Here is a 24776-nt window from a genome sequence, read left to right as displayed (position 1 = left end):
ATGCAGAGCGTGACGACGGAGAGCGTGCTCCCGATCGCCGAGGTCGCCGTCGGTGCATCGGCGGGTGCCGCCGCGATATCGATCGTCGCCGTCGTGGTCCAGCTCATAGCCGCGATCGGCGTGTACGTCTGGGGGTCGATGGCTCTCGCTGCCGTCTTCCGCAAGGCGAACCGGCCGCCGGGTCGGGCATGGGTCCCGGTCTGGAATCTCTGGCTGCTGTTCGAGCTGGCGGGCGTGCCGGGCTGGTGGGCTGCCGCCCTGGTGGGCGGCGGCATCCTGACCGTGATCCTGGCGTCGGTTACCGCGGCGCTGATCGCTCAGTCGGCGCAGGACGCGGTGTTCGGCGGGGGCGGAGACGCTTCGGGCGCTCTCCTCGCTGCGACCGTCGTCCCGATGCTCTTCTTCCTCGTCTTCGCCGCAGCCGCGATCGTCGTCATGCTCCGGATGATGCGTCCCCTCAATCGCGGCTTCGGCCGGAGCGGCGGGTACGTCGTCCTCGGCGCCCTTCTGCTGCCCGTCTGGGCGTCGATCATCGGGTGGGGTTCGGCGACCTGGCAGGGAATCCCCCGCGGCGGCATCCCCCCGACGCCGTTCGCCGCGGCCGACGCTCCCGCAGCCGCAGCCCTCCCCACCGACACCACCGCCTTCGCACCGCCGCCCCCGCTTGCGGTCCCCGCGTCGTCGCCCTCGTCGCCCTCCCCCGTCGCGGTCCCCCTGCAGCCGGGGACCCCCGCGTCCACGAATCCCTGGTCGCCGCCGCCGCTGGCACCGACAACGCCGGCGTCCGCTCCGGTCGCGCCCTCCGCCGCGCCGAGGTTCGACCCCGCTCCCGCCACGGAGGCGGAGGTCGAAGAGCACACCGTTCTCGCCGCGCATCGTCGACCGAACGTCACCCTTCGTCTGCCGACCGGAGAGACGATCGCGCTCACGGCCGCCGTCGTCGTCCTCGGCCGCAATCCCACGCCCCCGACGGACCAGCCCGGGGCGCAGACCGTCGCGATCGAAGACGCGACACGCACCGTCTCGAAAACCCATGCTCTCCTGCAGCGCACGGACGACGGCTGGACGATCACCGACCTGTCGTCCACGAACGGCGTCCTCGTCGGCGACGGAGACGCCGAAATCCCGGTCGGAACGCCGACTCCGGTCACCGGCCGGTTCCTCCTCGGCGATGCCGAGCTCACCCTGGACTCGGGCACGCGATGACGATGCGCGAGCCCTCACCCCTCCCGTTCGAGGTCATCAGCGGCGCCCTCACCGACACGGGGCTCCGCCGTCGCGTCAACGAGGACTCCTACCTCGCGAGCTTCCCCGTCTTCGTCGTCGCCGACGGAATGGGCGGTCACGAGGCGGGCGATCTCGCCTCCGCCGCCGTGATCGACGCGTTCCGCGGTTTCGTGGGCCGCGGGGACGTGACGCCCGAAGAGGTCGCGGATGCGGTCCACGCTGCCCACGCCGCGGTCGGTGCGATCTCGCGTCGGACCACGCGCGGCGCGGGGTCGACCCTCACCGGCATCGTCGCCGTGCAGCAGAACGGCGAGAACCGGTGGCTCGTCGTGAACGTCGGCGATTCGCGCGTCTACCGGCTGTTGTCGGAGCGTCTGGAGCAACTCACCGTCGACCACTCCATCGCTCAGGAGATGGTGGATGCCGGGCGTCTCGCCCGTGAGGACATGGCGACGTTCGAGGGACGCAACGTCATCACGCGAGCCGTCGGCGGCGAGCAGAGCCCTGCGGACTTCTGGCTTCTGCCGGTCGTCACCGGCGAGCGCCTGCTCGTCTGCTCAGACGGCCTGTCCGGTGAGATCACCGACGAGGCGATCCGCGCCGGGCTCCTCTCCGGAGCATCGCCCGCCCAGACCACGGGCGCACTGATCTCGCAGGCCCTGGCCCACGGCGGCCGCGACAACGTCACAGCGATCGTCGTCGACGTGGTGGGCGGCGGCATCCACCCCCGCCTCGAGGACACGACGGGCGGCCTCGTCACGAGCGAACCCGCCTCCGGCACCATCGAGGTCGAGACGGTGCCCTCGCGCCGGAGACGTCATGACTGATCCGGTCGACGACCGCACCCACCGCGTGACGTCCGAGGAGCCCGACGACGAGACCCTCCTCGCCGCACGACGCACACCCGACGACGAGACCCTCCTCGCCGCACGACGCACACCCGACGACGAGACCCTGCTCGCCGAGCGACGCACACCCGACGACGAGACCCTGCTCGCCGAGCGACGCACACCCGACGACGAGACCCTGCTCGCCGAGCGACGCACAGAGGACGCCACGCGGGTGGCCGAGCCTCGCTCGACACCGGATGCCGGCGGCCGCCCGATCGTCCACGGACGCGCCGACACACCGCGCTCCGCGTCGGCGTCGGGAACCCTGGCTTCCCGGGCGGTCTATTCGCCGCGCGGAGGCGAGACCGTCCCGGCGATTACGCGCACGCCCGTCGCACCACCCACCTCGCCCGTCGCAGCACCCTCCGGGCGCCCGCGCCGCGGGGGCATCGTCGCCGTTGCGATCGCGGGAGCGGCACTGGTCGCCGGCGCCGTGTGGGGCATCGTCCAGATCTTTCAAGGGGGCATGTGATGACGGAAGACATCGAGATGACGGCCGAGACGGATGCCGCGGAGCTCGGCATCGAGTTCTGCGGCGAGTGGTTCCACCCGACGCCGGGCCAGACGTATTCGATCGGGCGGGACGCCGATCTCGTGATCGACACGAACCCGTACCTGCACCGACGGCTGCTCGAGATCGAGTCCTCCCAGGGCATGTGGTGGCTCACCAACACGGGACGGTCGATCTCGGTCGCCCTGGCGACGTCGGACGGCGCGTACCAGGCCATGCTCGGTCCCGGGACTCGTGTGCCACTCGTGTTCCCGGAGCTCGTCGTCATGTTCTCCGCCGGGGCGTACACGTACGAGTTCACGATCCGCAACGGAGCGGCTCGATTCACCGGCCGGGTCACCGGCCTCGACGGCGACAGCACCGACGGGGGCACGACCATCGGCGCGGTGCCGTTGACCGCCAGCCAGCGCATCCTCCTGATCGCGCTGTGCGAGCCGATCCTGCGCGGCGGGATGATGGGCTCGAGCCAGATCCCGACATCGGCGAAGGCGGCCGAACGGCTCGGGTGGCCGTTGACGACCTTCAACCGCAAGCTCGACAACGTGTGCGACAAGTTCGACCGCGAAGGCGTGCAGGGTCTCCGCGGCGGCGCCGGGAAGCTGGCCACCAACCGGCGCGCACGCCTCGTCGAGCACGCGATCCTGTCACGCCTCGTGACGGCGGCCGATCTGCCGCTGCTCGACGAATCGCAGAAGTCCGAACGCTGAGCCGCATCGCCGACGCGCAGGGCAGCCGCCGTCACCGGTCCGCGCGATAGCATCGAAGGCTGTGTCCGCACCCGCCCCCGTCATCTCGTATCCCCCGGAGCTGCCCGTCAGCGCCGCTCGGGACGAGATCTCGCGCGCCATCGCGGAGAACCAGGTCGTCATCGTCGCCGGCGCCACCGGATCCGGCAAGACGACCCAGCTGCCGAAGATGTGCCTCGAACTCGGCCGCACGCGCATCGCGCACACGCAGCCCCGCCGCATCGCGGCCCGCTCGATCGCCGAGCGCCTCGCGCACGAGGTGCAGGTGCCGCTCGGCGGTGCGATCGGTTACAAGGTCCGCTTCACCGACGAGGTGACCGACGCCACGCAGGTCACGCTGATGACCGACGGCATCCTGCTCAACGAGATCCACCGCGACCGGCTCCTCCGCCGCTACGACACGATCATCGTCGACGAGGCCCACGAGCGGTCGTTGAACGTCGACTTCCTCCTCGGCTACCTCGCCCGCATCCTGCCGGAGCGCCCCGACCTCAAGGTGATCATCACCTCGGCGACGATCGACCCCGAGAGCTTCGCCGCCCACTTCGCGGCGACGGGATCCGACGGTGAGCGCGTCCCCGCCCCGATCATCGAGGTCTCCGGCCGCACGTACCCCGTCGAGATCCGCTACCGCGCGCACGACGAGGAGTCCGAGGACGACGTCGACGGCCTCCTCGCGGCGCTCCGCGAACTTGACCGCGAGCCGGACGGCGACGTGCTCGTCTTCCTCCCCGGCGAAGCGGAGATCCGCGACGCGATGGACGCCGTCCGCGGCCTGTACGCGAAGGACGCCCGCCCCACCGAGGTGCTGCCGCTGTACGGCCGACTCTCCTCCGCCGAGCAGCACCGCGTCTTCGAGCCGTCAGCGGTCGCCGGCGTCCGTCGGCGGATCATCCTCGCCACGAACGTCGCCGAGACGAGCCTCACGGTCCCCGGCATCCGCTACGTCGTCGACACCGGCACGGCGCGCATCTCGCGTTACAGCGTGCGCTCGAAGATCCAGCGCCTGCCGATCGAGGCGATCTCGCAGGCCTCGGCGCAGCAGCGCTCCGGGCGTGCCGGGCGCACGTCGGCGGGCATCGCCATCCGCCTGTACGGCGAGGACGACTTCGCGGCGCGCCCCGAGTTCACCGAGCCCGAGATCCTCCGCACCTCGCTCGCCTCGGTCATCCTGCAGATGCTGTCGCTCGGTTTCGGCGACGTCACCGAGTTCCCGTTCCTCACCAAGCCCGACAGCCGCGGCGTGAAGGCCGCCGTCGAGCTCCTGACCGAGCTCCGCGCTGTGGGGGGCCGTACCGGCGCCCTGCGCCTCACGAGCCTCGGCCGCCGCATCGCCCGCCTGCCGATCGACCCGCGGTTCGCGCGGATGCTGCTCGAGGCCGAGAAGCTCGGCGTCTCGCGCGATGTCCTGGCCATCGTGTCGGGGCTGTCCATCCAGGACGTCCGAGAGCGTCCCGAGGAGCGCCGCGAGGAGGCCGACCGCCTGCACGCGCGCTTCGTCGACCCGACGAGCGACTTCCTCACGCTGCTGAATCTCTGGAACCACCTGCGCGAGCAGCAGCGCGAACTCGGCTCGAGCGCGTTCCGGCGCCTCTGCCGCAGCGAGCACCTCAACTACGTGCGGGTCCGCGAGTGGTTCGACGTGCACCGTCAGCTCTCGACGCTCTCCCGGTCCGGTTCGTCCAAGGATGCCCCGCGTCAGACGGCGGGAGCCGCCGACCCCGATGCGCTGCACCGCGCGATCCTGTCGGGGCTCCTCTCCCACATCGGCATCCTCGACACACGCTCGGTCACGACCGATCCCGCGAAGAAGAACGCCCGCAAGCCCCTGCCGCAGTACCGTGGCGCGCGCGGCGCCTCGTTCGCGGTGTTCCCCGGCTCAGGCCTTCGCAAGGCCTCCCCCGATGCCGTCATGGCCGCCGAGCTCGTCGAGACCTCGCGCCTGTTCGGCCGCACCGTCGCCGCGATCGACCCGGCGTGGGCCGAGGATCTCGCCGGCGACCTCGCGCACCGCAGCCTCAGCGACCCGCACTGGTCGAAGGATGCCGGCGCCGCCGTCGCGGCCGAGAAGGTGACGCTCTTCGGGGTCGAGATCATCCCGCGCCGTCGCGTGCAGCTCGCTCGCCGCGACCGGGATCTCGCGCGCGAGCTGTTCCTGCGCCACGCGCTCGTCGAGGGCGAGTGGAACAGTCAGCACCTCGACAAGCGGCTCACCGCCTTCGAACGGCGCAACGGCGAGCTGCGACGCCAGCTCGAGCGCATCGAGGAGCGCGAACGCCGCCGCGACATCCTCGTCGGCGACGAAGCCGTGTACGCCTTCTACGACGCGCGCGTACCGCACGACGTGTTCGACGTGCGGTCGTTCGAGACGTGGTGGCGCGAGACGCAGCCCCGGACGCCGAAGCTCCTCGACATGACCGAGGCCGACCTGCTCGGCGAGTCCGCCCGCACCGACGAGCGCGACTTCCCGACGCGCTGGCGACAGGGCGATCAGGTGCTCTCCCTCGCGTACCGCTTCGAGCCCGGTGCTCCCGACGACGGTGTGAGCGTCGTCGTGCCGCTCGCCCTCCTCGCCCAGCTGCGCCCCGACGGGTTCGACTGGCAGGTGCCGGGGATGCGGGACGAGCTCGTCACCGGTCTCATCAAGGCACTTCCCAAGGCCATCCGCCGGCACGTCGTCCCCGCCGCGGACTGGGCGACCACCCTCGGCGACGAGCTGCGCGGGTCGGGGCCCGAGGACACCGACGGGCTCCCGGCATCCACCCTCCGTGCAGCCCTGGCCGCGCGCATCCAGCGCGTCGCGCACCACCCGGTCACCGAGCGCGACTTCGACCTCGAGCGCGTTCCCGCTCACCTGGGCGTCTCGTTCCGCGCCGTCGACCAGCGCGGGCGCACCGTCGCATCGTCGCGCGACCTGCGCGAGCTGCAGGACCGACTCGCCGGCCGTGCCCGCGAGTCCGTCGCCCGCTCGCTCGCGCCGAAGCGCGGGCCCCAACCGGCGGCATCCCCCGCCGCCGCCGTCGCCGCGGCGAGCGCGCCGATCGAACGCACCGGGATCACGACGTGGGACGTCGGGGATCTTCCCGAGGTCGTCGACACGAAGGTCGCGGGCGGTGTCGTCCGCGGGTACCCGGCCCTCGTCGACGCGAAGGACGGCGTGTCGCTGCGTATCGAGTCGACCGCCGAACGCGCCGCAGAACTGACCCGCGCGGGCGCCCGGCGCCTGCTGCTGCTCGCCGTCCCCTCCCCGACGGCGTACGTCATGGACCACCTGACGGCTCCGGAGAAGCTGGCCCTGGCCGCCTCGCCGTACCCGTCCGCCAAAGCGCTCATCGAGGACGCGCGCGTCGCGGTCGCCGACGCCGTCATGGACGAGACGGTCATCCGGACCGAGGCCGCTTTCACCGCAGCTCGCGATGCGTTCTCCGCCCGGGTCGTCGACGAGCTGTTCCAGACCGTGTCGCTCGCCGCCCGCATCCTCACTCTCCAGCGGGACGTCGAGCGCGCGGTGAAGAACCAGAACTCCATGACCCTGCTCGCCGCCCTCGGCGATGTGAAGGGCCAACTCGCCGGCCTCATCCACCCCGGGTTCCTCTCCCGCACCGGCACCGCGCGCCTCGCGCACCTCCCCCGCTACCTGCAGGGCGCGAAGGAGCGTGTCGACGGACTCGGGGACAACCCCGGTCGCGACCGTCAGCGGATGACCGAGTACGAGCGGGCCGCAGGCCTGTTCGCGGATGCCGGGGGCATCCTCCCGCTGCCGGCCGCAGCGCCGGCACGACTCGAGCACGCCCGCTGGCTGCTCGAGGAGTTCCGCGTGAGCCTGTTCGCGCAGCGCCTCGGCACCGCCGAGCCCGTCTCGCTGCAACGGATCTCGAAGGCCCTCGCGGGCTGAGTCAGCTCCCCCGCAGCAGGTCCCGGTAGAAACCGATCCCCCGCAGCCACGAGCCCACCCGGATCCGCTCGTTGTGCGAGTGCAGCGCCTCGCGCTCGCCCCGCGTCAGGTGGAACGGAGTGAAGCGGTACACGTGGTCGCTGATGGCCGTGAACCACCGGCTGTCACTCGCGCCGAGCTGGATGTAGGGCGTGGGCAGGACGTCGTCGCCGAGCGCCGAGCGGGTCGCGGCGACCAGCCGCTCCCACGCGGGGCCCGTCCACGGCGACACCGGCGACGGATCGGATGCCGAGACCACCTCGACCTCGACGAGCGGGTCGCCGACGACGCGGCGGATGCGGGCGGCCGCCGAGGCCGCGGTGTCGCCGGGAAGGAGGCGCACGTTGACGCTCGCCCGCGCGGACGTTGCCAGGACGTTCGCCCCGGTCGCCCCGGAGAGCTCGGTCACGACGGCGGTGGTCCGCACGAGCGCGTTGAGCTCGGGGCCGAGGCGCGGGAACACCTTGACCAGCAGCCTCCCGGTCACCCCGATGCTCGCGAACACGCGGCGGAGCGGTCCGCGCGTGTGGGGCGCGACCGTCTCGAACATCGCACGGACCGGCGGCACGAGCCGCGTCGGGAACGGACGGCGGTGCACCCGGAGCACGGCCCGCGCGAGTCGTGCGGTCGCGGGATCGCGCGGCGGCGTCGACGCGTGCCCTCCGAGCTCGCGGGCAGTCAGGTGCACGGTCATCACACCACGCTCGGCGACGCCGATGACCGCGGTCGGGACGGTCACACCCGGCAGCGCCCCTTCGACGACGGCGCCGCCCTCGTCGAGGACGAGCGAGGGCCGAACACCCCGGCCTCGGAGTACGTCGACGATCGCCTGCGCGCCGTCGCCCGCGACCTCCTCGTTGTGCCCGAAGGCCAGGTAGACGTCGCGCTGGGGCGTGAACCCCTCGGCGACGAGGGATTCCACGGCCTCGAGGATCGCGACGAGCGACCCCTTGTCGTCGACCGCACCGCGGGCATGGATCTCGGCCGCGTCACCGGACCCGACGAGCTCGGCGCCGAACGGCTCGTGCGCCCACTCCGACGCGACGACGGGCACGACGTCGATGTGCGCCATCAGGACGAGCGGAGACACGGCACCCCGCCCGCGCCAGCGATAGAGGAGCGAGTAGTCGGCCACTACCTCGCGCTCGAGGATCTCGTGCAGGGCAGGGTAGAGCCGGACGAGAGCGTCGTGGAATCGGAGGAACTCGGTGCCGACGGCGTCGGGGTCACCGGGGTCGAGGGAGACCGTCGGGATCTGCAGCAGTTCGCGGAAGCGGCCGAGGGCGGAGTCGGGGGTGGGGGCCACGGTTCGACTCTAGGTCGGCGGAGCCGCGCCCGCCGATAGGCTCGGGACATGACCGCACTTCGATGGGGAATCCTGGCCACCGGTGGCATCGCCCACGCCTTCACCGCCGACCTGAAGACGGCCGGTCTGACGGTCGCGGCCGTGGGCTCGCGCCGCGCGGAGTCGGCGCAGGAGTTCGCCGCGACACACGGCATCCCCCGTTCCTACGGATCGTACGAAGAGCTCGTCGCCGACCCCGACGTCGACATCGTGTACATCGCGACGCCGCACAGCCATCACCTCGCCTGCGCGGTGCTCGCCCTCGAGCACGGCAAGCACGTGCTCATCGAGAAGCCCCTCACCCTCGACGCGGATCAGGCGGTCGCGATCCGCGACCTCGCAGCGGGACACCGCCTGTTGGCGATGGAGGCGATGTGGACGCGGTACCTCCCGCACATGGTGCGCCTGCGCGAGATCCTCGCGGCCGGCGTCATCGGCGAGGTGAGGGTGCTGAGCGCCGACCACACCCAGAACCTTCCGACCGATCCCGCCCACCGCCTCAACGACCTCTCGCTCGGCGGTGGTGCGCTGCTGGACCTCGGGATCTATCCCGTCTCCTTCGCCTGGGACGTCCTGGGTGCCCCCGCCGAGATCCTCGCGACGGCGCAACTGGGTGAGACCGGCGCCGACACCGACGTCGCGATATCCGTGCGCCACGCGTCGGGCGGGGTGTCCTCGCTGCTGACGTCGATGCGGGGTGCCGGCGCCAACGCGGCGCAGATCGTCGGCACGAAGGGCCGCATCGAGATCGACGGCGTGTTCTACGCGCCCACGTCGTTCCGCGTGTTCGACCTCGACGGCGCTCTCGTCGAGGAGTTCCGCACCGAGATCGAGGGCCGGGGAATGCAGTTCCAGGCGCTCTACGCCGAACGGCTGATCGCCGAGGGCCGCATCGACAGCGACCTCCTGTCGATCGAGGAGAGCGTCGCCATCATGGGCACCCTCGACGAGATCCGGCGCCAGATCGGCGTCGTCTACCCGCGCGGCTGAGTTCGTCTCAGGCGGGGTCGCCGAGATCCCGGCGCCGACGCGCGAGCTCGGCGCGCAGACGCTCCTCCTCGATCTCGCGCTCGAGGTCGGCGAGCTGCTGCTCGGTCGACCTCGCGTCCGGCGTGCGCACCGGCGCGGCTGCCGGCTCGCTCGCCCAGGGCGCGAACTGAGGCGCGCGGCGGACCTCGCGCTGGGGATACTCTCGCCCGATCGCGAACCACAGGACCGTGCCGAGGAACGGCAGCACGATGACGACGAACAGCCACACCGTCTTCGGCATGTGCTTCACGAGGCTCTGGTCCCGCGTGATGATGTCGATCAGCGCGAAGATCATGCCCGCGAGCACGACGAGCGAGATGAGGTACGGCATGGGCCAGAGTCTATGAGAGCGCCATGTCTTCGAGCACCCCTGTCCTCACCACGCTCCCGGTACAAGCTGTAAGACTGGGGGGATGCCGGATTCCTCCACTCCTCGCGTTGCGGTCTACCTCGATTTCGACAACATCGTCATGAGTTGGTACGACCGGGTCCACGGTCGCAACAGCTACTCGAGGGATCGGCAGCGGATCGCGGCGGACCCCGACGAGAAGGAGATCTCGGAGCGCTTGGCCGCCGCGACGATCGACGTCGGCGCGATCATGGACTACGCGGCATCCTTCGGGACCCTCGTCCTCACCCGCGCGTATGCGGACTGGTCGTCGCCGGTGAACTCCCTCTATCGTCAGCAGCTGGTCGCCCGTGCCGTCGACCTGGTCCAGCTGTTCCCGGCAGCTGCTTATGCGAAGAACGGCGCCGACATCCGCCTCGCCGTCGACACCGTCGAGGATCTGTTCCGACTCGAAGATCTGACGCACGTGGTCATCGTCGCCGGCGACAGCGACTACGTCCCGCTCGCTCAGCGATGCAAGCGCCTCGGGCGATTCGTCGTCGCCGTCGGCGTCGCCGGGTCCACGGCGAAATCCCTCGCCGCCGCCTGCGACCAGTTCGACGCCTACGACGCCCTGCCGGGCGTCGCGGCCCCCGACCCCGAGCCCGCTCCGGAGACCACGCCCTCGGCGGGACGCCGCCGCCGTAAGGCCGTCGATCCGGTGGAGCAGCTCCTCTCGCGCGCGCTGCGCCTCGAGCAGGTCCGCACCGACGAGGAGTGGATGCATCTGTCCGCGGTCAAGAACCTGCTCAAGCGCATGGATCCCTCCTTCAGCGAGAAGGCGCTCGGTCACCGCTCATTCTCGGACTTCGTGAAGGCGCATCCGAAGGTCGCCGAACTCGACGAATCGACCAACATCGTCCGCGTGCGCGCCGTCGACGCCTCCTGACAGGACGATCCGGGCGGCATCCCGACGGGGGCGACCGTCGGCGCGGTAGGGTGGCCCCGTGGCTCGCCGGTCAACTCCGCCCGGCTCGCAGTCCTCACTGCGAGAGGCGAATCGTGCACGATTGCTCGATTCGCTCAAGAGGCATGGGCGCTTGACGCAGATCGAGCTCGCCGGCGCCACCGGACTGTCCCCCGCCACGGTGTCGAACATCGTCAAGGAGCTCACCGCCTCCGGCGTGCTCCACACGTCCTTCACGTCCCGCAGCGGGCGCCGCGCGACTCTGGTCTCGCTCGCGCGGCAGGTGGGCTTGGTGGCCGGTGCGCATTTCTCGACGCGCAAGCTCCACGTCGCCATCGCCGACGCAACCCGCTCCGTCGTCGCCGAGACGTCGATCCCGCTCGCACCCGACCACCGACACGACGCCGAACTCGACCGGCTCAGCCTGCTGCTGGGCGACATGGTCGACGGGCTCGGCGGTTCGCTGTCGGACCTGCTCGGCGTCGGGTTGGCGCTCCCGGCACCGGTGGACCCGCGTACGTCCGTCATCTCCACACCCGGCCTTCTGCCCGGATGGGACGGGGTCGACATCGCTCGCAGCCTCTCCGCCCGTATCGGCCGCCCGGTCCACGTCGACAGTGAGGCGAACCTCGGCGCCCTCGCCGAAGCACGCGAGGGTGCGGCCCGCGGGGCATCCTCGTCGGTGTACGTCACCGTCGGGCATTCCATCAGCGCCGGCCTGCTCGTCGACGGCGAGCTCTTCCGCGGCGTGAGCGGCCGCACGGGGCAGATCGGTCACATGACGATCGACGAGAACGGGTCGCTGTGCCGCTGCGGCAACCGCGGCTGCCTCGAGACGGTGGCGGCGGGACCTGCGCTCCTCGCCGGGTTCAGCGACGCCGACGGGATCCATCGCCTCCGCGACCTCGTGACGGCGGCGGGCGACGGCGTCCCCCTCGCGCAGCGGACCATCGCCGACGCCGGCCGCCACATCGGCATCGCGGCGGCGAGCCTGTGCAACCTCATCGACCCGGAACGCATCGTCGTGGGCGGCGAACTGGCGCGCGCCGGCGAGATCCTCCTCGCGCCGCTGCGCCACGCCCTGGATCGCGCGATCCTCGGCGGCGGGGTCCCCGAGATCGTCGCCTCCGCCTTCGCGGAATGGGCCGAGACCCGCGGCGCGATCGCCCTGGCCCTCGACCACGTGGCCGTCGACGCCGATCTGGTCGCTCTCCCCGCATGAGGCGGCTCCTCACCGCCGTCGTGCTCGCGGCGGCTTCTGCTGCCGCACTGTCGGGGTGCGCCCTCCCCGACAACACCCCCGCTAAGACGACCATCGCGCTGCTCCTGCCCGACAAGAAGACCGCGCGTTACGAGACGTTCGACCGCCCGGTGTTCGAGAAGCGAATCGCCGAGCTCGGCGACGCGCAGGTGCTGTACACGAACGCCGATCAGGATGCCGCGCGTCAGCAGCAGCAGGCGGAGTCGGCGCTCGCGGCGGGTGCATCCGTGCTCGTCCTCGACCCGGTCGACGGGCGGGCCGCGGCATCCATCCTCGCTTCCGCGACCGCGGAGGGAGTCCCCGTGATCTCCTACGACCGGATGATCATCGGCGGCGGGAAGCCGGCGTACTACGTGTCCTTCGACAACCAACGCGTCGGGGAGCTGCAGGCCGAGGCACTGGTCGCGGGGCTGAAGGCGGAGGGGCGCATGGACGGCGGCATCCTCATGGTTCACGGAGCCCCCACCGACAGCAACGCGGCCCAGTTCCGCGAAGGCGCCCGGCGTGTGATCGAGAAGGCGGGACTGAGGGTCCTCGCCGAGTACGACACCCCCGATTGGAGCCCCGACAAGGCCCAGTCCTGGGTCGCCGGCCAGCTCGCCCAGTACGGCGACGAGGTCGCGGCCGTCTACGCCGCGAACGACGGCACGGCGAGCGGCGCGATCGCCGCGCTGCGAGCCGCGGACGTCTCACCGTTCCCCATCGTCACCGGCCAGGACGCCGAGCTCACGGCGCTCCAGCGCATCGTCTCGGGAGACCAGTACATGACCGTCTACAAGGCGATCCGCGAGCAGGCGACGATCGCCGCCGATGTTGCGACGGAACTCGCGTCCGGGGAGCGCCCGAAAGGCGACACCACCGTCGAGGGCATACCGTCGACCCTGCTGACCCCGATCGCCGTGACGGTGAACGACATCGCCTCGACGGTCGTCGCCGACGGGTTCTGGACCGTCGAGGACATCTGCACGCCCCCCTACGCCGAGGCCTGCGCTGCCGCAGGCCTGGAATGAGAGCATCCCGAGTGAGCGTCTCCTCCCGTCGCACCGGCGATCACGTGCTGTCGATGCGCGGCATCGACAAGCGGTTCGGTGCCGTGAGAGCCCTCAGCGGCGTCGACTTCCGCGTCCGCGAGGGCGAGGTCGTCGCCCTGGTCGGCGACAACGGCGCCGGAAAGTCGACGCTCGTGAAGATCCTCGCGGGAGTCCACCCCGCCGACGCCGGCTCGATCGAGCTCGACGGCGAGCACGTGCAGCTCTCGAGCCCGGCGGACGCACAGGAGTTCGGTATCGCGACCGTGTTCCAGGACCTCGCCCTCTGCGAGAACCTCGACGTCGTCGCCAACCTCTGGCTGGGACGCGAGCTGATCGACCGCGGCCGGCTCGACGAGGTCGGCATGGAGGAGCGGACCTGGATGCTGCTGCGCGAGCTCGCAGCGAAGATCCCCTCCGTCCGCGTCCCGGTGTCGACGCTGTCGGGCGGGCAGCGCCAGACCGTGGCGATCGCGCGGTCGCTGATCGGCGAGCCGCGCATCGTGATCCTCGACGAACCGACCGCCGCCCTCGGCGTCGCTCAGACGGCCGAGGTCTTGAACCTCATCGAGCGGCTGCGCGATCGCGGCCACGGCGTGATCCTCATCAGCCACAACCTGACCGACGTCCTCGCCGTGGCCGACCGGATCGTGGTGTTGCGACTGGGCCGCAACAACGGCGAGTTCGATGCCGAGACGGCGACGAGCGAAGTCCTCATCGCCGCCATCACCGGCGCGCTCGACACCGCGCGACCACTGCCTCCTCCCGAGGAACCCCGCGCTCCGGTCATCCCGCTCGCCGGCGCCCGGCGCCGTCTGGAGGGCGACCGATGACAGGCGGCGACGGGATTCTCGCGCGCTTCCTCGCGCGCGTCCGCGCCGGGGACGTCGGCCGGATGCCGGTGGTCCTCGCCCTGGTGGTCATCGCGATCGTGTTCCAAGCCCTCAACCCCGTGTTCCTCTCCAGCCGGAACCTCAGCGACATGCTCATGCAGTGCGCCGCGCTCGGGACGATCTCGCTCGGCATCGTGCTCGTCCTGCTCATCGGTGAGATCGACCTCTCGGTGGGGTCGATGTCGGGCGTGGGAGCGGCGATCCTGACTGTCGCCGCCGTGCAGCTGCAGTGGCCACTGGGACTCGCGATCGGTGCCGCGCTGACTGCCGGTTGCGTCGTCGGAGCGGTCTACGGGCTGCTCCGCACCACCCTGGGGCTCCCCAGTTTCGTCGTGACGCTCGCGGGGCTGCTGGGCTTGCTGGGCGTGCAGTTGTGGGTACTCGGAGACGCCGGGTCGATCAATCTTCCGTTCGATTCGTGGATCGTCCAGTTCGCGCAGCAGATGTACCTGCCCGCCTGGTCGTCCTACGTGCTGTCGGCGGCCACCGCGCTCGCCTACACCGGCACGCTCGTGAGCCGAGCTCGCCGACGCGCCGCCGCCGAGCTCGAAAGCGAACGCATCGCGTTCATCCTGGTCCGAGGCGGACTCCTCCTGGTCGGGCTCCTCGGCGGTTCCTGGTACCTCAACCTGTCACGTGGCGTCGGTGTCATGTTCGTGCTCTTCGTCGTCCTCGTCGTCGTCGCCCATCTCGCCCTCACCCGTACCCGCTGGGGGCGGTCGGTGTTCGCGGTAGGCGGGTCGATCGAGGCCGCTCGGCGCGCCGGCATCCGCGTCAACCGGGTCGTCGTGTCGGTCTTCGTGCTGTGCTCGGTCCTCGCCGCGACGGGCGGCATCCTCGCCGCCGCCCGCCTGGCCGCCGCCAATCAGAGCACCGGTGCCGCCGATACGAACCTCAACGCGATCGCTGCGGCGATCATCGGCGGCGCGTCACTGTTCGGCGGCCGAGGCTCCGCTTTCGCGGCCCTCCTCGGCGTCGTCGTGATCCAGGCGATCTCATCGGGCCTGACGCTCATCAACCTCAGCTCCGCCGTCCAGTTCATGGTCACCGGCGCGGTCCTGGTGTTCGCCGTCGCCCTCGACGCCCTGACGCGACGCAGCCGGCTCGGCACCGGTCGGACCTGATCGGGGCACGCCGGCCGGCGCTTCCGGAGAGGGTTCGGGACGACCGTCGACGGTGACGAAAGCGTTATGTTCACATCTTGACTTCATTTCGTGAACACATCAAGATCGTCCTCAAGCGCGACGTCGCGCTCGCTCGATTTCACTGTCGAAAGGCGAACGATGAAGAAGTCCCTGTCCGTTGCCGCAGCCCTCGGGGCCGCTGCACTCCTGCTCGCGGGCTGTTCCAGCACCAGCACCCCGGCACCCGGCGGTTCGAGCGGTGGCGCCGCCCCCGCGGAGGCCGGCCGCGCCTGCGTGATCCTCCCCGACGCCGCATCGTCGCCGCGCTGGGAGAACTTCGACCGCAAGTACCTGGAAGAGGGGCTCACGAGCGCCGGCTTCGAGGTCGACATTCAGAACGCCGGTGGCGACACGTCGAAGTACGCCACGATCGCCGATCAGCAGCTCACGCAGGGCTGCGGCGTCATGCTGCTCGTCGACTACAACGGTGCCGCCGCGGGTGTCGCCACCAAGGCGAAGTCCCAGGGCATCCCCGTCATCGCCTACGATCGCCCCTTCGAGGGCGCGGACTACTACGTCTCCTTCGACAACGTCGAGGTCGGCAAGCTCGAGGGCCAGACCGTGCTCGACGGCCTGAAGGCCGCGGGCAAGGACCCCAAGACCGCCGCCGTCTTCTATATCGGCGGAGACCCGAAGGACGGCAACGCCGCGATGTTCCGCAAGGGCGCCGTGGAGGTCATGGAGGCGGCGGGCATCAAGCCGGTCGCCGAGCCGCCGGGAGCCTGGGACGGCGCGGTGAGCCAGACCAACTTCGAGCAGGCCCTGACCGCCAACGGCGGCAAGGTCGACGGAGTCTGGGCCGCCAACGACACCAACGCCGACGGTGTCATCAAGGTGCTCCAGGACCGCGACCTCAAGGGTGTCGCCGTCTCGGGTCAGGACGCCAACGTCGAGGGCCTCCGCAACATCCTGACCGGATGGCAGACCGCCACGGTCTACAAGCCCGTCAAGGACGAGGCCGAGGCCGCGATCAAGGTCGCGACCGAGCTTCTCAAGGGCTCGAAGCCGACGGCAGACCAGAAGCTCGACGACGGCACGCCGTACATCTCGGTCATGCCGCAGCTCGTCGGCCCCGACAAGGTCAAGGACGTCGTCGCCGCCGGTGACGCATCGGCCTCCGACATCTGCTCGGGTGACATCGCCGGCGTGAGCCTCGCCGACAAGTGCACCGAGTTCGGCGTCGAGTGATCTGACGGGAGTGGGGATGCCGCGCCCCGCGGCATCCCCACTCCCCTCTGTCTGCGCTGACCCCCTCGATCTCTCAGGAGAACCCGCATGAGCGAACCCATCATCGAACTCCGGCACATCACCAAGTCCTTCGGCCCCGTCAGCGTCCTCAAAGGCGTAGACCTCAAGGTCCACCCGGGCATGGTGACCGCCCTCGTCGGCGACAACGGCGCCGGAAAGTCCACACTCATCAAGGGCCTCGCCGGCGTGCAGCCCTACGACACCGGCGAGATCCTCGTCGACGGTCAGGAGCAGTCGCTCCGAACCCCCCGCGAAGCGGGCGCTCTGGGCATCGAGGTCGTCTACCAAGACCTCGCCCTCTGCGACAACCTCGACATCGTCCAGAACATGTTCCTCGGCCGCGAAGAGGTCATCGGGGGCACCTTCGACGAAGGCCGCATGGAGAAGGACGCCTCCGACACGCTGCGCTCCCTGTCGGTGCGCACCGTCAAGAGCGTCCGACAGAAGGTGTCGAGCCTCTCAGGAGGCCAGCGCCAGACGGTCGCGATCGCGCGTGCGGTCCTGAAGAAGGCGCGCGTCGTCATCCTCGACGAGCCCACCGCCGCCCTCGGCGTCGCGCAGACGGAGCAGGTGCTGAACCTCGTCCGGCGGCTCGCCGATCAGGGCGTCGCCGTGGTCCTCATCAGCCACAACCTGGCCGATGTCTTCGCGGTCGCGGACGACATCGCCGTCCTGTACCTCGGCCAGATGGTCGCTCAGGTGCCGACGGCCGAGTCGACCCGCGACGAGATCGTCGGTTACATCACCGGAACCAAGATCCCGCCGGGCGTCCAGCTCGTGGGCACGTCCACCATCCCCGTCGGAGGCGACGCATGAGCACGAGCACCCGGACCGCGGCGGCACCAGATCCCGTCGTGAGCGACCTCATCGGCAGCGGCGTCGAAGGCGGCGTCGGCGACCAGATCAAGGCGTGGCTCCAGCGCGTGCGCGGCGGCGAGATGGGCGCCCTTCCCGCCGTCGGCGGCCTCATCCTGCTCGTCATCCTCTTCAGCTCGCTGAGCGAGTACTTCTTCACCCCGATCAATTTCGCGAACCTCATGAGTCAGGCCGCGTCGCTCGTCGTCCTCGGCATGGCGCTCGTCTTCGTCCTCCTGCTCGGCGAGATCGATCTGTCGGCCGGTGTCACCGGCGGTGTCGGCGTCGCCGCCTTCGCGGTGCTCAACGTCAAGTTCGAGTTCCCGTGGCCCCTCGCCCTCGCGATCGGGTTCGTCATCGGGTTGGCGACGGGAGCCTTGATCGGCTTCCTGGTGGCGAGGGTCGGCATCCCGTCGTTCGTCGTCACCCTCGGCCTGTTCCTCGGCTACCAGGGCCTCGCTCTCCTCATCATCGGCGCGGGCGGGCTCTACCCGATCCAGGTGCCCGAGCTGCTCGCACTGCAGAACGGTCGCATGCCGATCTGGGCCGGCTGGGCGATGCTCGTCGTCATGCTCCTGATCTCGGGGGGCCTGTCGTTCTGGGATCGTCGCCGTCGCACCCGCGCCGGCGTCCCGAACCGCCCGATCGCACTCGTGTGGGCGAAGCTCGCCGTGATCGCTCTCCTCGGCGGTGCCGCGGTGTTCGTGCTCAACCTCAACCGCTCGCAGTCGATCATCCCGATCGAGGGCGTCCCCATCATTGTCCCGGTGGTGCTGACGATCCTCTTCATCGGCACGTTCGTGCTCGACCGCACCCGGTTCGGCCGCTACGTCTACGCCATCGGCGGCAACGCCGAGGCAGCCCGTCGCGCGGGCATCAAGGTGCGGTGGGTGAAGTGGTGGTGCTTCGTCGCCGCATCCGGCCTCGCCGTCGTCTCGCTCCTGTTCGCGCAGACCCGCGTCGGATCCGTCGACGGTGCCGTGGGACGCGACGTCGTGCTGTCGGGTGTCGCAGCGGCGGTCGTCGGCGGCGTGAGCCTGTTCGGCGGACGAGGTCGTCTCATCCACGCCGCGATCGGTGCTCTCGTCATCGCGATCATCATCAACGGCCTCGGTCTGTTGAAGATGGATGCCGGGTTCAACCTGATCGTCACGGGCGGCGTCCTGATCCTCGCGGCCACGGTCGACGCTCTGTCACGGCTGCGGACGGGTGGTATGCGCACCTGACCCCTCGGCACGAAACGATGCCCTCGACCGTTCACCGGTCGAGGGCATCGTCGTTCGCGGCCGGGTCAGTCGCGGGTCGACCAGAACGCCCAGGCGACGAGCACAGGCTGGAACAGCAGCCGGCGCCAGCGAGCGGTGTCGCTGTCCAGGCGGAAGCCGTCGCGCTTCTTCAGGGCTTGATCGAGGTTTCCGGGGAAGATCGCGACGAAGAAGGCGGCGAGGATGACTCCGATGCGGCGCCGCTCCTTCGGGAGCACAACGAGCGCCGCTCCGAGCATCATCTCGACGGCACCGGAGGCGACGACGACGCCGTCCTTATCGATCGGCAGCGTGTCCGTCACGAGGTCGGGGACCTGAGCCTGGAACTCCTTGCGCGCCCAGAACAGGTGGCTGAGACCGGCGAACACCATGGCGCCGGCGAGAACCCAGCGAGCGATTGTCTTCATCCTCCGAGTATCCCTCGCCGAGGCTACGAACCAGCCGATGCCCTCGCCTACGCTGGTGAGGTGACGAGCCCCACCGCGTTCCCCTTCGAGAGGCTCTCCCGTCGCCCGGACGTCGAAGGCCCCGATCTGGTGGCATCGGATGCCGCGGACCGCCTCATCCTGGACGAATCGGCCGACCTCCGCGCCGGGGCGCCGACCGGATCGATCGTCGCGATCGGGGACACCCACGGCGCTCTCGCCCTCGCGGCCGCGCACGACGGCGCGCACGGCGTCCGCGTCCAGCAGGACGGACTGGCCGGCGAACGATCGATCTCCCGCAACGCCCAGGAGCTCGGGCTGAGCGATCGCATCCGAGTCGTCGCTCTCGACGCCGACGCCGTCCGGGACGCTCGGGTCGTGCTCCTCCGTCTCCCCCGCTCCCTCGACGCACTCCGCGACATCGCGGGTCTCGTCGCCGCCCACGCCTCCAGCGACGTCGTCGTGATCGCGGGTGGACGCCTCAAACACATGGCGCTCGCGATGAACGACGTGCTCCGCGAGCATTTCGGTCGTGTCGACGTGTCGCACGCCCGTCAGAAGTCGCGCGTGCTGTTCGCACGGGAACCCCGGGACGGCCACGACCCCGTGCCTGCCGAGGGACGAGAAGGCGAGCTGGAGATCCGCGCTTTCGGCGGCGCGTTCGCCGGCGCTCGCCTCGACCACGGCACCCGGCTCCTCCTCACCCATCTGCCTTCCCACCTCGACGTGGGCACGGCGGACGACCCGCTGATCGACTTCGCGTGCGGGACCGGCGCCGTTGCGGCTCATCTCGCTCTCCGGCATCCCACCGCGGCGGTGTACGCGTCGGATCAGTCGGCCGCTGCAGTCGCCTCAGCGCGAGCGACGGCGGCGGCGAACGGGGTCGCGGAGCGGGTCGAGGTGGTCCGCGATGATCTGCTCGCGAGCCGGGCCGCGGCATCCGCGTCGTTCATCGCTCTGAATCCGCCGTTCCACAGCGGGGCGGCGCTGACCGAGCGGCTCGCGTTCCGCCTGTTCGCCGATGCGGCCCGGGTCCTCCGCCCGGGCGGCGAGCTCTGGTGCGTCTGGAACTCCGGGATGCGGTACCGCGGCGACCTCGAGCGCCTCGTCGGGCCCACCCGTCAGGTCGCGCGCGATGCGAAGTTCACCGTCACGGTGTCGACCCGCCGCTGATGATCAACGCCCTCCGGGAGGGCCGACGATCAGCAGGACGACGTAGAGGGCGACGACGGCGACCACGATCAGGGCGACGAGGATGCCGGCATGCCCCAGGAACCAGCGCAGCAACCGGTCGACGGGCCGCCGGTCGCGCGTCTCCTCGAGGCGCCACGCGCCCTCGAGTCGACCGCTTCGACGCAACCACATCTCCACCGGAAGCGTCGCGTAGGGGACGACAGCCGATCCCACGGCCAGTACCGCCGTGCCGATCCCCCACCGATTGTTGAGAGCGACGAGGAGGGCGGTCGCCCCATAGGACAGGAAGACGAAGCCGTGGATGCCGCCGCCGATCGTGACGGCGACCGCGGGACCGCCCACGGCACGGACGATGAGGCCCGCGATGAGCAGGGTCCAGGAGAACACCTCGGCGATGGCGAGGATGCGGAAGATCGTGAGAGGGGTGCGGAACACTCCTTCAGCCTACCTGAAGGATGCTGGCCCTCCGGGCATCCCCGTCAGCGACGCGTCGACCACACGGCCCACGCGACGAGCACCGGCTGGAGGAACAGCCTGCCGAACCGCTTCGCGTCCGAGTCGAGTCCGGGAACGTCCCGGCCCGACCGCCAGTGGTGGATGTTCCCCGGGAACACAGCCACGAACAGAGCCGCGACGGCCATCCCGACCCGGCGTCGCTCCCGCGGCAGGGCGAGGAGGGCGATGCCCAGCATGATCTCAACGACGCCCGAGCCGACCACGATCGTGTCCTTGTCCGTCCGCAGCAGGCGCGTCGACCAATCCGGAACCGCGACGCGGAATCCGCGCCGCAGAACGGTCAGGTGACCGGCTCCCGCCGCAGTCAGGAGGACGGCGAGCAGGGCGCGCGCGACACCCCGGAGACCCGTGAGGAAGGGGCGCCGCCGGACACTCACTCGATCACACCCGCGCGGATCCCGCCGAGGGAGTCCGCGATGCGCGGATGCGACTGCGACAGCGCGTCGTCGAGGCGCTCGAGGCGGTCCTGTGCATCGCGCAGCACCTGCGCCCCGCGCTCAGTGACGCTGAGGTCACTCGCCGCACCGGCCTGGGCCGTCGCGTCGGCGACGAGACCGTCGTCCACCAGAGCGTGCACGGCGGCGTGAGCGGACTGCACGGTGATGCGCGAGCGACGTGCGAGCTCGGAGAAGGAGATCCCCGGCTCCGCCCCGATGTGCCCCAGCAGCCCGAATTTCCGGGTCGAGATACCGAGGTCGCGGAGCTCCGCAGCCAGCTGCGCCTCCCACGAAGCCGATACGGCGAGCAACGCGATGACGGGGCTGAAGCGCGGTGCGTCCTCTGCGGGGGTATCTGCCACGGCAGAAGTCTATGAGTGACGTGCGTCCGCGGTCAGCATTCAAGAGGGAGATGAGTTCTCCGCGGAGCTCTATCATCAGCGATATGCTGCGCGCGCTCGCCCACCCCGCCTTCGCGCTGACCGCTGCCGCTCTCCTGTTCCTCGCTCCCGTCGGATCGGCGGAGAGCGCCCACCACGCATCCGCTCCCGGCTCGCCGGAGTCGGATTCACCCGCGACACCTGTCCGCGCCGGCCACGTCGGCCCCTTCGCCGCGGCGGTGTGGTGGTCGAGCCTGTCCGCCGCGACGCGCGGAACCCTCCTCCGGTTCCATCCTGAGCAGATCGGTGCGCTGGACGGCCTCCCCGCGGACGTGCGTGTCACTGCCAACCGCCTCGTGGCTCGAGAGCGACTTCGAGAGCTCGACACCATCCTCACCGCAGTCGCGCGACGAGAGCCTGCTCCCACCTCGACAGCGGATCTCGAACCTCTTCTGCAGGAACGCGCCTACCTGGCGCGGGTCGTCAGCGGCGCCGTGAAGCTCTATCTCTTCGCTCCGGACCGCGGCGCCCTCGTCGAGATGACAGGAGATCCGACGAAGGCCACCGGCATCCTTCTGGTCGTCCCGGGGACCAATGCGTCGATACGGAGCTTCATGGTGGCCGATCCGGTGACGGCGTTCGCCGACTGGCAGGTCGACCACGCCGATCCGTCGACACCGGTTCTCGCGTTCACCGTGCTCGCTGCTCCGATGCCCCAGCTCTCGACCGACCTCGCCTCGGGGCCCCAGAACAATACGATCGCGACGGCGGCGGGGGCGGGCTACGCTCGCATCGTGGAGGGAATCGACGCCGCTTTCCCCGGCCTGCCGACTCTGAGCTACGAGCACAGCGCCGGATCCCAGGTCGGCAGCGCCGCCGAGGAAGACGGCGCGCATTTCGACGCCCGCTTCCTCGCCGCCGGTGTCGGGGCGACCGACGGCTACACGACATCCCCGGACACGGCGTACTACGCCGCGCAGGCGGAGGACGACATCAACCGCCTCTACGCCGGATTCCAGGTGGGCGACATCGGCTACGGGGTCGGACCAGAAGAGTTCCCGGGCATCACGATCATCGATCCCGGCCTGGTCGACGAGCAGTCGTCAGCACTCGGCGGCATGCTCGCTCGCGGACTGACTCTTCACAACCGCCTGTTCAGCGGTGATCCGTCGGCGAATGGGACCGTGCTGGCAGACGTCCGTCTGCTCCTCACCTCACTCGCCCGAGAGGCCACCGGCTGATGACGTCTCGCTCCGCCGCAGCAACGGTGCTCGTCGGTCTCCTCCTCATCTCCCTCACGGCGTGCGCGTCATCGCAGGGACCGACGTATGCGTCGGTACGAGCAGACACGCAGGAGGCGATCGCTGACATCGTCGCCGCCCTGCCCGCCGGGGCCGCGTACACCCCGAGTGGTGACCCGACGTCGACCCCGTGCGGCACCAGCACGGCGGAGCCCGCCGGTCCCGAAGGAACCGCGTTCGCCACCCTCCATGGGTCCGCGGTGCTCCCCGGCACGGCCGACGCCGCGGCCGTCGTGACCGATCTCCCGTTGACTCTGGGCGAGGACTGGGCTGTGGAGCCCGTCGGTATCGATACGGACGTCGCCACGGTCCGAGTGAACCGGGCCGAAACCGGCGTCTCCGTCGATGTGACCGAGCAGGCCGGGGACGGACCGAGCACACTCGACATCCTCGCCGTATCGCCCTGCGGCCGCGTCGACTGACGTTCGCCGATGCAATAGATGCGACGTGGCACGCCTTCTCACAGGCCCGCGCATCGGCGTGTCGCGAGGAATCCCTTGCATCCGCCACCGGGCGCGTGCACGAACAAAGACCCCCGGCATCCGCTCGTACGAGCAGTGCCGGGGGCCTTCGTCAGGAGCTCAGAAGTCCCAGTCGTCGTCCTCGGTCGCGACGGCCTTGCCGATGACGTACGACGACCCCGATCCGCTGAAGAAGTCGTGGTTCTCGTCCGCGTTGGGAGAGAGAGCCGACAGGATCGCGGGGTTCACGTTCGTGACACTGGCGGGGAACATGGCCTCGTAGCCGAGGTTCATGAGCGCCTTGTTCGCGTTGTAGTGCAGGAACTTCTTGACGTCCTCGGTCTGACCGATGCCGTCGTAGAGGTCCTGCGTGTAGTGCACCTCGTTGTCGTAGAGCTCGTAGAGCAGCGAGAACGTGTAGTCCTTGAGCTCGTCCCGCTCAGCCTGACCGAGGGTCTCGAGTCCGCGCTGGAACTTGTAGCCGATGTAGTAGCCGTGCACGGCCTCGTCGCGGATGATGAGGCGGATGATGTCGGCCGTGTTGGTCAGCTTCGCCTTCGACGACCAGTACAACGGCAGGTAGAACCCCGAGTAGAAGAGGAACGACTCGAGCAGCGTCGAGGCGACCTTGCGCTTGAGGGGCTCATCGCCGCGGTAGTAATCCATGACGATGCGAGCCTTCTTCTGAAGGTTCTCGTTCTCGGTGGACCAGCGGAACGCGTCGTCGATCTCAGGGGTCGACGCGAGCGTCGAGAAGATCGAGGAGTAGCTCTTCGCGTGCACCGACTCCATGAACGCGATGTTCGTGTAGACGGCCTCCTCGTGCGGGGTGATCGCATCGGGGATGAGCGATACGGCGCCGACGGTGCCCTGGATGGTGTCCAGGAGCGTCAGGCCGGTGAACACCCGCATCGTCGTCTGACGCTCTTCGGGGGTGAGCGTCGCCCACGACTGGATGTCGTTGGACAGCGGCACCTTCTCGGGGAGCCAGAAGTTGTTGACGAGGCGGTTCCACACCTCGAGGTCCTTGTCGTCCTGGATGCGGTTCCAGTTGATCGCCTGGACCGAGCCGAGGAGCTTCAGGGGTTCGGGGGTCATGTCTTTTCCTCTATCGAATCTCGGACCGGGTCAGAGCATGCACGAGACGCACTCGGCCATGTCCGTGCCCTCGAGTGCCATCTGCCGGAGGCGGATGTAGTAGATCGTCTTGATGCCCTTGCGCCAGGCGTAGATCTGCGCCCGGTTGATGTCGCGGGTGGTGGCGGTGTCCTTGAAGAACAGCGTCAGCGACAGGCCCTGGTCGACGTGCTGCGTGGCGGCGGCGTACGTGTCGATGACCTTCTCGTAGCCG

At 70.1% G+C, this 24776-nt stretch carries 24 protein-coding genes and 1 pseudogene; 17 read left to right on the top strand and 8 right to left on the bottom strand.

The annotated features are described in order from the left end of the window. The 5 genes from BBA86_RS02835 to hrpA all read left to right on the top strand — a co-directional run bounded on the left by BBA86_RS02835 (window position 1) and on the right by hrpA (window position 7269). Window positions 1-1206 (top strand): FHA domain-containing protein, encoded by a 1206-nt coding sequence (locus BBA86_RS02835; RefSeq protein ID WP_065570195.1) that lies wholly within the window; start codon window positions 1-3, stop codon window positions 1204-1206. Between the two features lie 2 nt (window positions 1207-1208). After that, a complete protein-coding gene (locus tag BBA86_RS02830; RefSeq protein WP_223247011.1) occupies window positions 1209-2054 on the top strand; it encodes a PP2C family protein-serine/threonine phosphatase in 846 nt (281 codons plus the stop codon). After that, a complete protein-coding gene (locus tag BBA86_RS02825) occupies window positions 2047-2589 on the top strand; it encodes a hypothetical protein (RefSeq protein WP_065570193.1) in 543 nt (180 codons plus the stop codon). Before BBA86_RS02830 ends, BBA86_RS02825 begins: the two co-directional genes overlap by 8 nt. 17 nt (window positions 2590-2606) lie before the next feature. Then, entirely contained in the window at window positions 2607-3335 is a 729-nt protein-coding gene (locus tag BBA86_RS02820; RefSeq protein WP_065572150.1) for a hypothetical protein, read from the top strand. Window positions 3336-3396: 61 nt separating this feature from the next. Next, window positions 3397-7269, top strand: a complete 3873-nt coding sequence (gene hrpA, locus BBA86_RS02815) for an ATP-dependent RNA helicase HrpA (RefSeq protein ID WP_065570192.1) — start codon at window positions 3397-3399, stop codon at window positions 7267-7269. Window position 7270: 1 nt separating this feature from the next. On the opposite strand, the gene BBA86_RS02810 is transcribed toward hrpA, so the two are convergent. Continuing rightward, entirely contained in the window at window positions 7271-8614 is a 1344-nt protein-coding gene (locus BBA86_RS02810; RefSeq protein ID WP_065570191.1) for a M20/M25/M40 family metallo-hydrolase, read from the bottom strand. 48 nt (window positions 8615-8662) lie between these two features. Between BBA86_RS02810 and BBA86_RS02805 the strand changes: the two genes are divergently transcribed. Beyond that, window positions 8663-9643, top strand: coding sequence for a Gfo/Idh/MocA family protein (locus BBA86_RS02805; RefSeq protein ID WP_065570190.1), 981 nt, complete (start codon window positions 8663-8665; stop codon window positions 9641-9643). Between the two features lie 7 nt (window positions 9644-9650). Here the strand turns inward: BBA86_RS02805 and BBA86_RS02800 are convergent, their stop codons facing one another. After that, window positions 9651-10013, bottom strand: coding sequence for a PLD nuclease N-terminal domain-containing protein (locus BBA86_RS02800; protein WP_065570189.1), 363 nt, complete (start codon window positions 10011-10013; stop codon window positions 9651-9653). Window positions 10014-10095: 82 nt separating this feature from the next. On the opposite strand from BBA86_RS02800, the gene BBA86_RS02795 reads away from it, so the two are divergent. From BBA86_RS02795 to BBA86_RS02760, 8 genes are all read left to right on the top strand, one after another. Continuing rightward, entirely contained in the window at window positions 10096-10959 is an 864-nt protein-coding gene (locus BBA86_RS02795; RefSeq protein ID WP_065570188.1) for an NYN domain-containing protein, read from the top strand. A gap of 58 nt (window positions 10960-11017) precedes the next feature. Then, on the top strand, window positions 11018-12199 hold the full coding sequence (locus BBA86_RS02790; RefSeq protein ID WP_223247010.1) for an ROK family transcriptional regulator: 1182 nt from the start codon (window positions 11018-11020) through the stop codon (window positions 12197-12199). Then, window positions 12196-13248 (top strand): sugar ABC transporter substrate-binding protein, encoded by a 1053-nt coding sequence (locus BBA86_RS02785; RefSeq protein WP_065570186.1) that lies wholly within the window; start codon window positions 12196-12198, stop codon window positions 13246-13248. Before BBA86_RS02790 ends, BBA86_RS02785 begins: the two co-directional genes overlap by 4 nt. Window positions 13249-13259: 11 nt before the next feature. Further along, window positions 13260-14099, top strand: coding sequence for an ATP-binding cassette domain-containing protein (locus tag BBA86_RS02780; RefSeq protein WP_065570185.1), 840 nt, complete (start codon window positions 13260-13262; stop codon window positions 14097-14099). Then, the gene (locus tag BBA86_RS02775; RefSeq protein WP_065570184.1) at window positions 14096-15283 is read left to right on the top strand and encodes a sugar ABC transporter permease; all 1188 of its coding nucleotides are present in this window, start codon (window positions 14096-14098) and stop codon (window positions 15281-15283) included. The genes BBA86_RS02780 and BBA86_RS02775 overlap by 4 nt, the downstream gene beginning before the upstream one ends. A gap of 159 nt (window positions 15284-15442) precedes the next feature. Further along, window positions 15443-16531 carry a sugar ABC transporter substrate-binding protein gene (locus BBA86_RS02770; protein WP_065570183.1) on the top strand — a complete coding sequence of 363 codons (1089 nt, stop codon included), beginning with the start codon at window positions 15443-15445 and terminating at the stop codon, window positions 16529-16531. Between the two features lie 87 nt (window positions 16532-16618). Beyond that, window positions 16619-17407: an ATP-binding cassette domain-containing protein gene (locus BBA86_RS02765; protein WP_065570182.1), complete on the top strand. Its 789-nt coding sequence runs from the start codon at window positions 16619-16621 to the stop codon at window positions 17405-17407. Beyond that, on the top strand, window positions 17404-18672 hold the full coding sequence (locus tag BBA86_RS02760; protein ID WP_065570181.1) for a sugar ABC transporter permease: 1269 nt from the start codon (window positions 17404-17406) through the stop codon (window positions 18670-18672). The genes BBA86_RS02765 and BBA86_RS02760 overlap by 4 nt, the downstream gene beginning before the upstream one ends. 65 nt (window positions 18673-18737) lie before the next feature. Here the strand turns inward: BBA86_RS02760 and BBA86_RS02755 are convergent, their stop codons facing one another. Next, window positions 18738-19118: a hypothetical protein gene (locus BBA86_RS02755; protein WP_065570180.1), complete on the bottom strand. Its 381-nt coding sequence runs from the start codon at window positions 19116-19118 to the stop codon at window positions 18738-18740. Window positions 19119-19178: 60 nt separating this feature from the next. Between BBA86_RS02755 and BBA86_RS02750 the strand changes: the two genes are divergently transcribed. Beyond that, complete coding sequence (locus BBA86_RS02750; RefSeq protein ID WP_065570179.1) at window positions 19179-20309, top strand: class I SAM-dependent methyltransferase; 1131 nt, start codon at window positions 19179-19181, stop codon at window positions 20307-20309. A gap of 3 nt (window positions 20310-20312) precedes the next feature. Here BBA86_RS02750 and BBA86_RS02745 read toward each other — a convergent pair whose 3' ends face one another. From BBA86_RS02745 to BBA86_RS02735, 3 genes are read right to left on the bottom strand one after another with little or no spacing between them, the layout of a single operon-like run. Then, window positions 20313-20765, bottom strand: a complete 453-nt coding sequence (locus BBA86_RS02745) for a DUF3817 domain-containing protein (RefSeq protein ID WP_065570178.1) — start codon at window positions 20763-20765, stop codon at window positions 20313-20315. A gap of 44 nt (window positions 20766-20809) precedes the next feature. Continuing rightward, window positions 20810-21223: a hypothetical protein gene (locus tag BBA86_RS02740; protein WP_065570177.1), complete on the bottom strand. Its 414-nt coding sequence runs from the start codon at window positions 21221-21223 to the stop codon at window positions 20810-20812. Continuing rightward, a complete protein-coding gene (locus BBA86_RS02735; RefSeq protein ID WP_223247009.1) occupies window positions 21220-21645 on the bottom strand; it encodes a MarR family winged helix-turn-helix transcriptional regulator in 426 nt (141 codons plus the stop codon). Before BBA86_RS02735 ends, BBA86_RS02740 begins: the two co-directional genes overlap by 4 nt. Before the next feature lie 83 nt (window positions 21646-21728). On the opposite strand from BBA86_RS02735, the gene BBA86_RS02730 reads away from it, so the two are divergent. Both BBA86_RS02730 and BBA86_RS02725 read left to right on the top strand, forming a co-directional pair. After that, window positions 21729-22904 carry a hypothetical protein gene (locus BBA86_RS02730; protein WP_065570176.1) on the top strand — a complete coding sequence of 392 codons (1176 nt, stop codon included), beginning with the start codon at window positions 21729-21731 and terminating at the stop codon, window positions 22902-22904. After that, on the top strand, window positions 22904-23386 hold the full coding sequence (locus BBA86_RS02725; protein WP_065570175.1) for a hypothetical protein: 483 nt from the start codon (window positions 22904-22906) through the stop codon (window positions 23384-23386). Before BBA86_RS02730 ends, BBA86_RS02725 begins: the two co-directional genes overlap by 1 nt. Before the next feature lie 159 nt (window positions 23387-23545). Here BBA86_RS02725 and nrdF read toward each other — a convergent pair whose 3' ends face one another. Then, window positions 23546-24523 (bottom strand): class 1b ribonucleoside-diphosphate reductase subunit beta, encoded by a 978-nt coding sequence (nrdF, locus tag BBA86_RS02720; protein WP_018188436.1) that lies wholly within the window; start codon window positions 24521-24523, stop codon window positions 23546-23548. Window positions 24524-24553: 30 nt separating this feature from the next. Continuing rightward, window positions 24554-24776, bottom strand: a pseudogene (locus BBA86_RS02715) (ribonucleotide-diphosphate reductase subunit alpha); the annotation flags it as partial.

It is taken from the genome of Microbacterium oleivorans (genome assembly GCF_001691565.1).
Classification (GTDB): domain Bacteria; phylum Actinomycetota; class Actinomycetes; order Actinomycetales; family Microbacteriaceae; genus Microbacterium; species Microbacterium oleivorans_B.
The sequence above is the reverse complement of the archived record's forward strand: the minus strand, read 5'-3'. Positions and strand labels throughout refer to the sequence as shown.

Excerpts from the sequence above, each read along its gene's own strand:
- BBA86_RS02820 (WP_065572150.1), top strand. The coding sequence starts at position 2,607 with ATGACGGCCGAGACGGATGCCGCGGAGCTCGGCATCGAGTTCTGCGGC.
- BBA86_RS02755 (WP_065570180.1), bottom strand. The coding sequence starts at position 19,118 with ATGAAGACAATCGCTCGCTGGGTTCTCGCCGGCGCCATGGTGTTCGCC.
- BBA86_RS02775 (WP_065570184.1), top strand. The coding sequence starts at position 14,096 with ATGACAGGCGGCGACGGGATTCTCGCGCGCTTCCTCGCGCGCGTCCGC.
- BBA86_RS02835 (WP_065570195.1), top strand. The coding sequence starts at position 1 with ATGCAGAGCGTGACGACGGAGAGCGTGCTCCCGATCGCCGAGGTCGCC.
- BBA86_RS02765 (WP_065570182.1), top strand. The coding sequence starts at position 16,619 with ATGAGCGAACCCATCATCGAACTCCGGCACATCACCAAGTCCTTCGGC.
- BBA86_RS02760 (WP_065570181.1), top strand. The coding sequence starts at position 17,404 with ATGAGCACGAGCACCCGGACCGCGGCGGCACCAGATCCCGTCGTGAGC.
- BBA86_RS02805 (WP_065570190.1), top strand. The coding sequence starts at position 8,663 with ATGACCGCACTTCGATGGGGAATCCTGGCCACCGGTGGCATCGCCCAC.
- nrdF (WP_018188436.1), bottom strand. The coding sequence starts at position 24,523 with ATGACCCCCGAACCCCTGAAGCTCCTCGGCTCGGTCCAGGCGATCAAC.
- BBA86_RS02830 (WP_223247011.1), top strand. The coding sequence starts at position 1,209 with ATGCGCGAGCCCTCACCCCTCCCGTTCGAGGTCATCAGCGGCGCCCTC.
- BBA86_RS02730 (WP_065570176.1), top strand. The coding sequence starts at position 21,729 with ATGCTGCGCGCGCTCGCCCACCCCGCCTTCGCGCTGACCGCTGCCGCT.
- BBA86_RS02785 (WP_065570186.1), top strand. The coding sequence starts at position 12,196 with ATGAGGCGGCTCCTCACCGCCGTCGTGCTCGCGGCGGCTTCTGCTGCC.
- BBA86_RS02800 (WP_065570189.1), bottom strand. The coding sequence starts at position 10,013 with ATGCCGTACCTCATCTCGCTCGTCGTGCTCGCGGGCATGATCTTCGCG.
- BBA86_RS02795 (WP_065570188.1), top strand. The coding sequence starts at position 10,096 with ATGCCGGATTCCTCCACTCCTCGCGTTGCGGTCTACCTCGATTTCGAC.
- BBA86_RS02770 (WP_065570183.1), top strand. The coding sequence starts at position 15,443 with ATGAAGAAGTCCCTGTCCGTTGCCGCAGCCCTCGGGGCCGCTGCACTC.
- BBA86_RS02725 (WP_065570175.1), top strand. The coding sequence starts at position 22,904 with ATGACGTCTCGCTCCGCCGCAGCAACGGTGCTCGTCGGTCTCCTCCTC.
- BBA86_RS02825 (WP_065570193.1), top strand. The coding sequence starts at position 2,047 with ATGACTGATCCGGTCGACGACCGCACCCACCGCGTGACGTCCGAGGAG.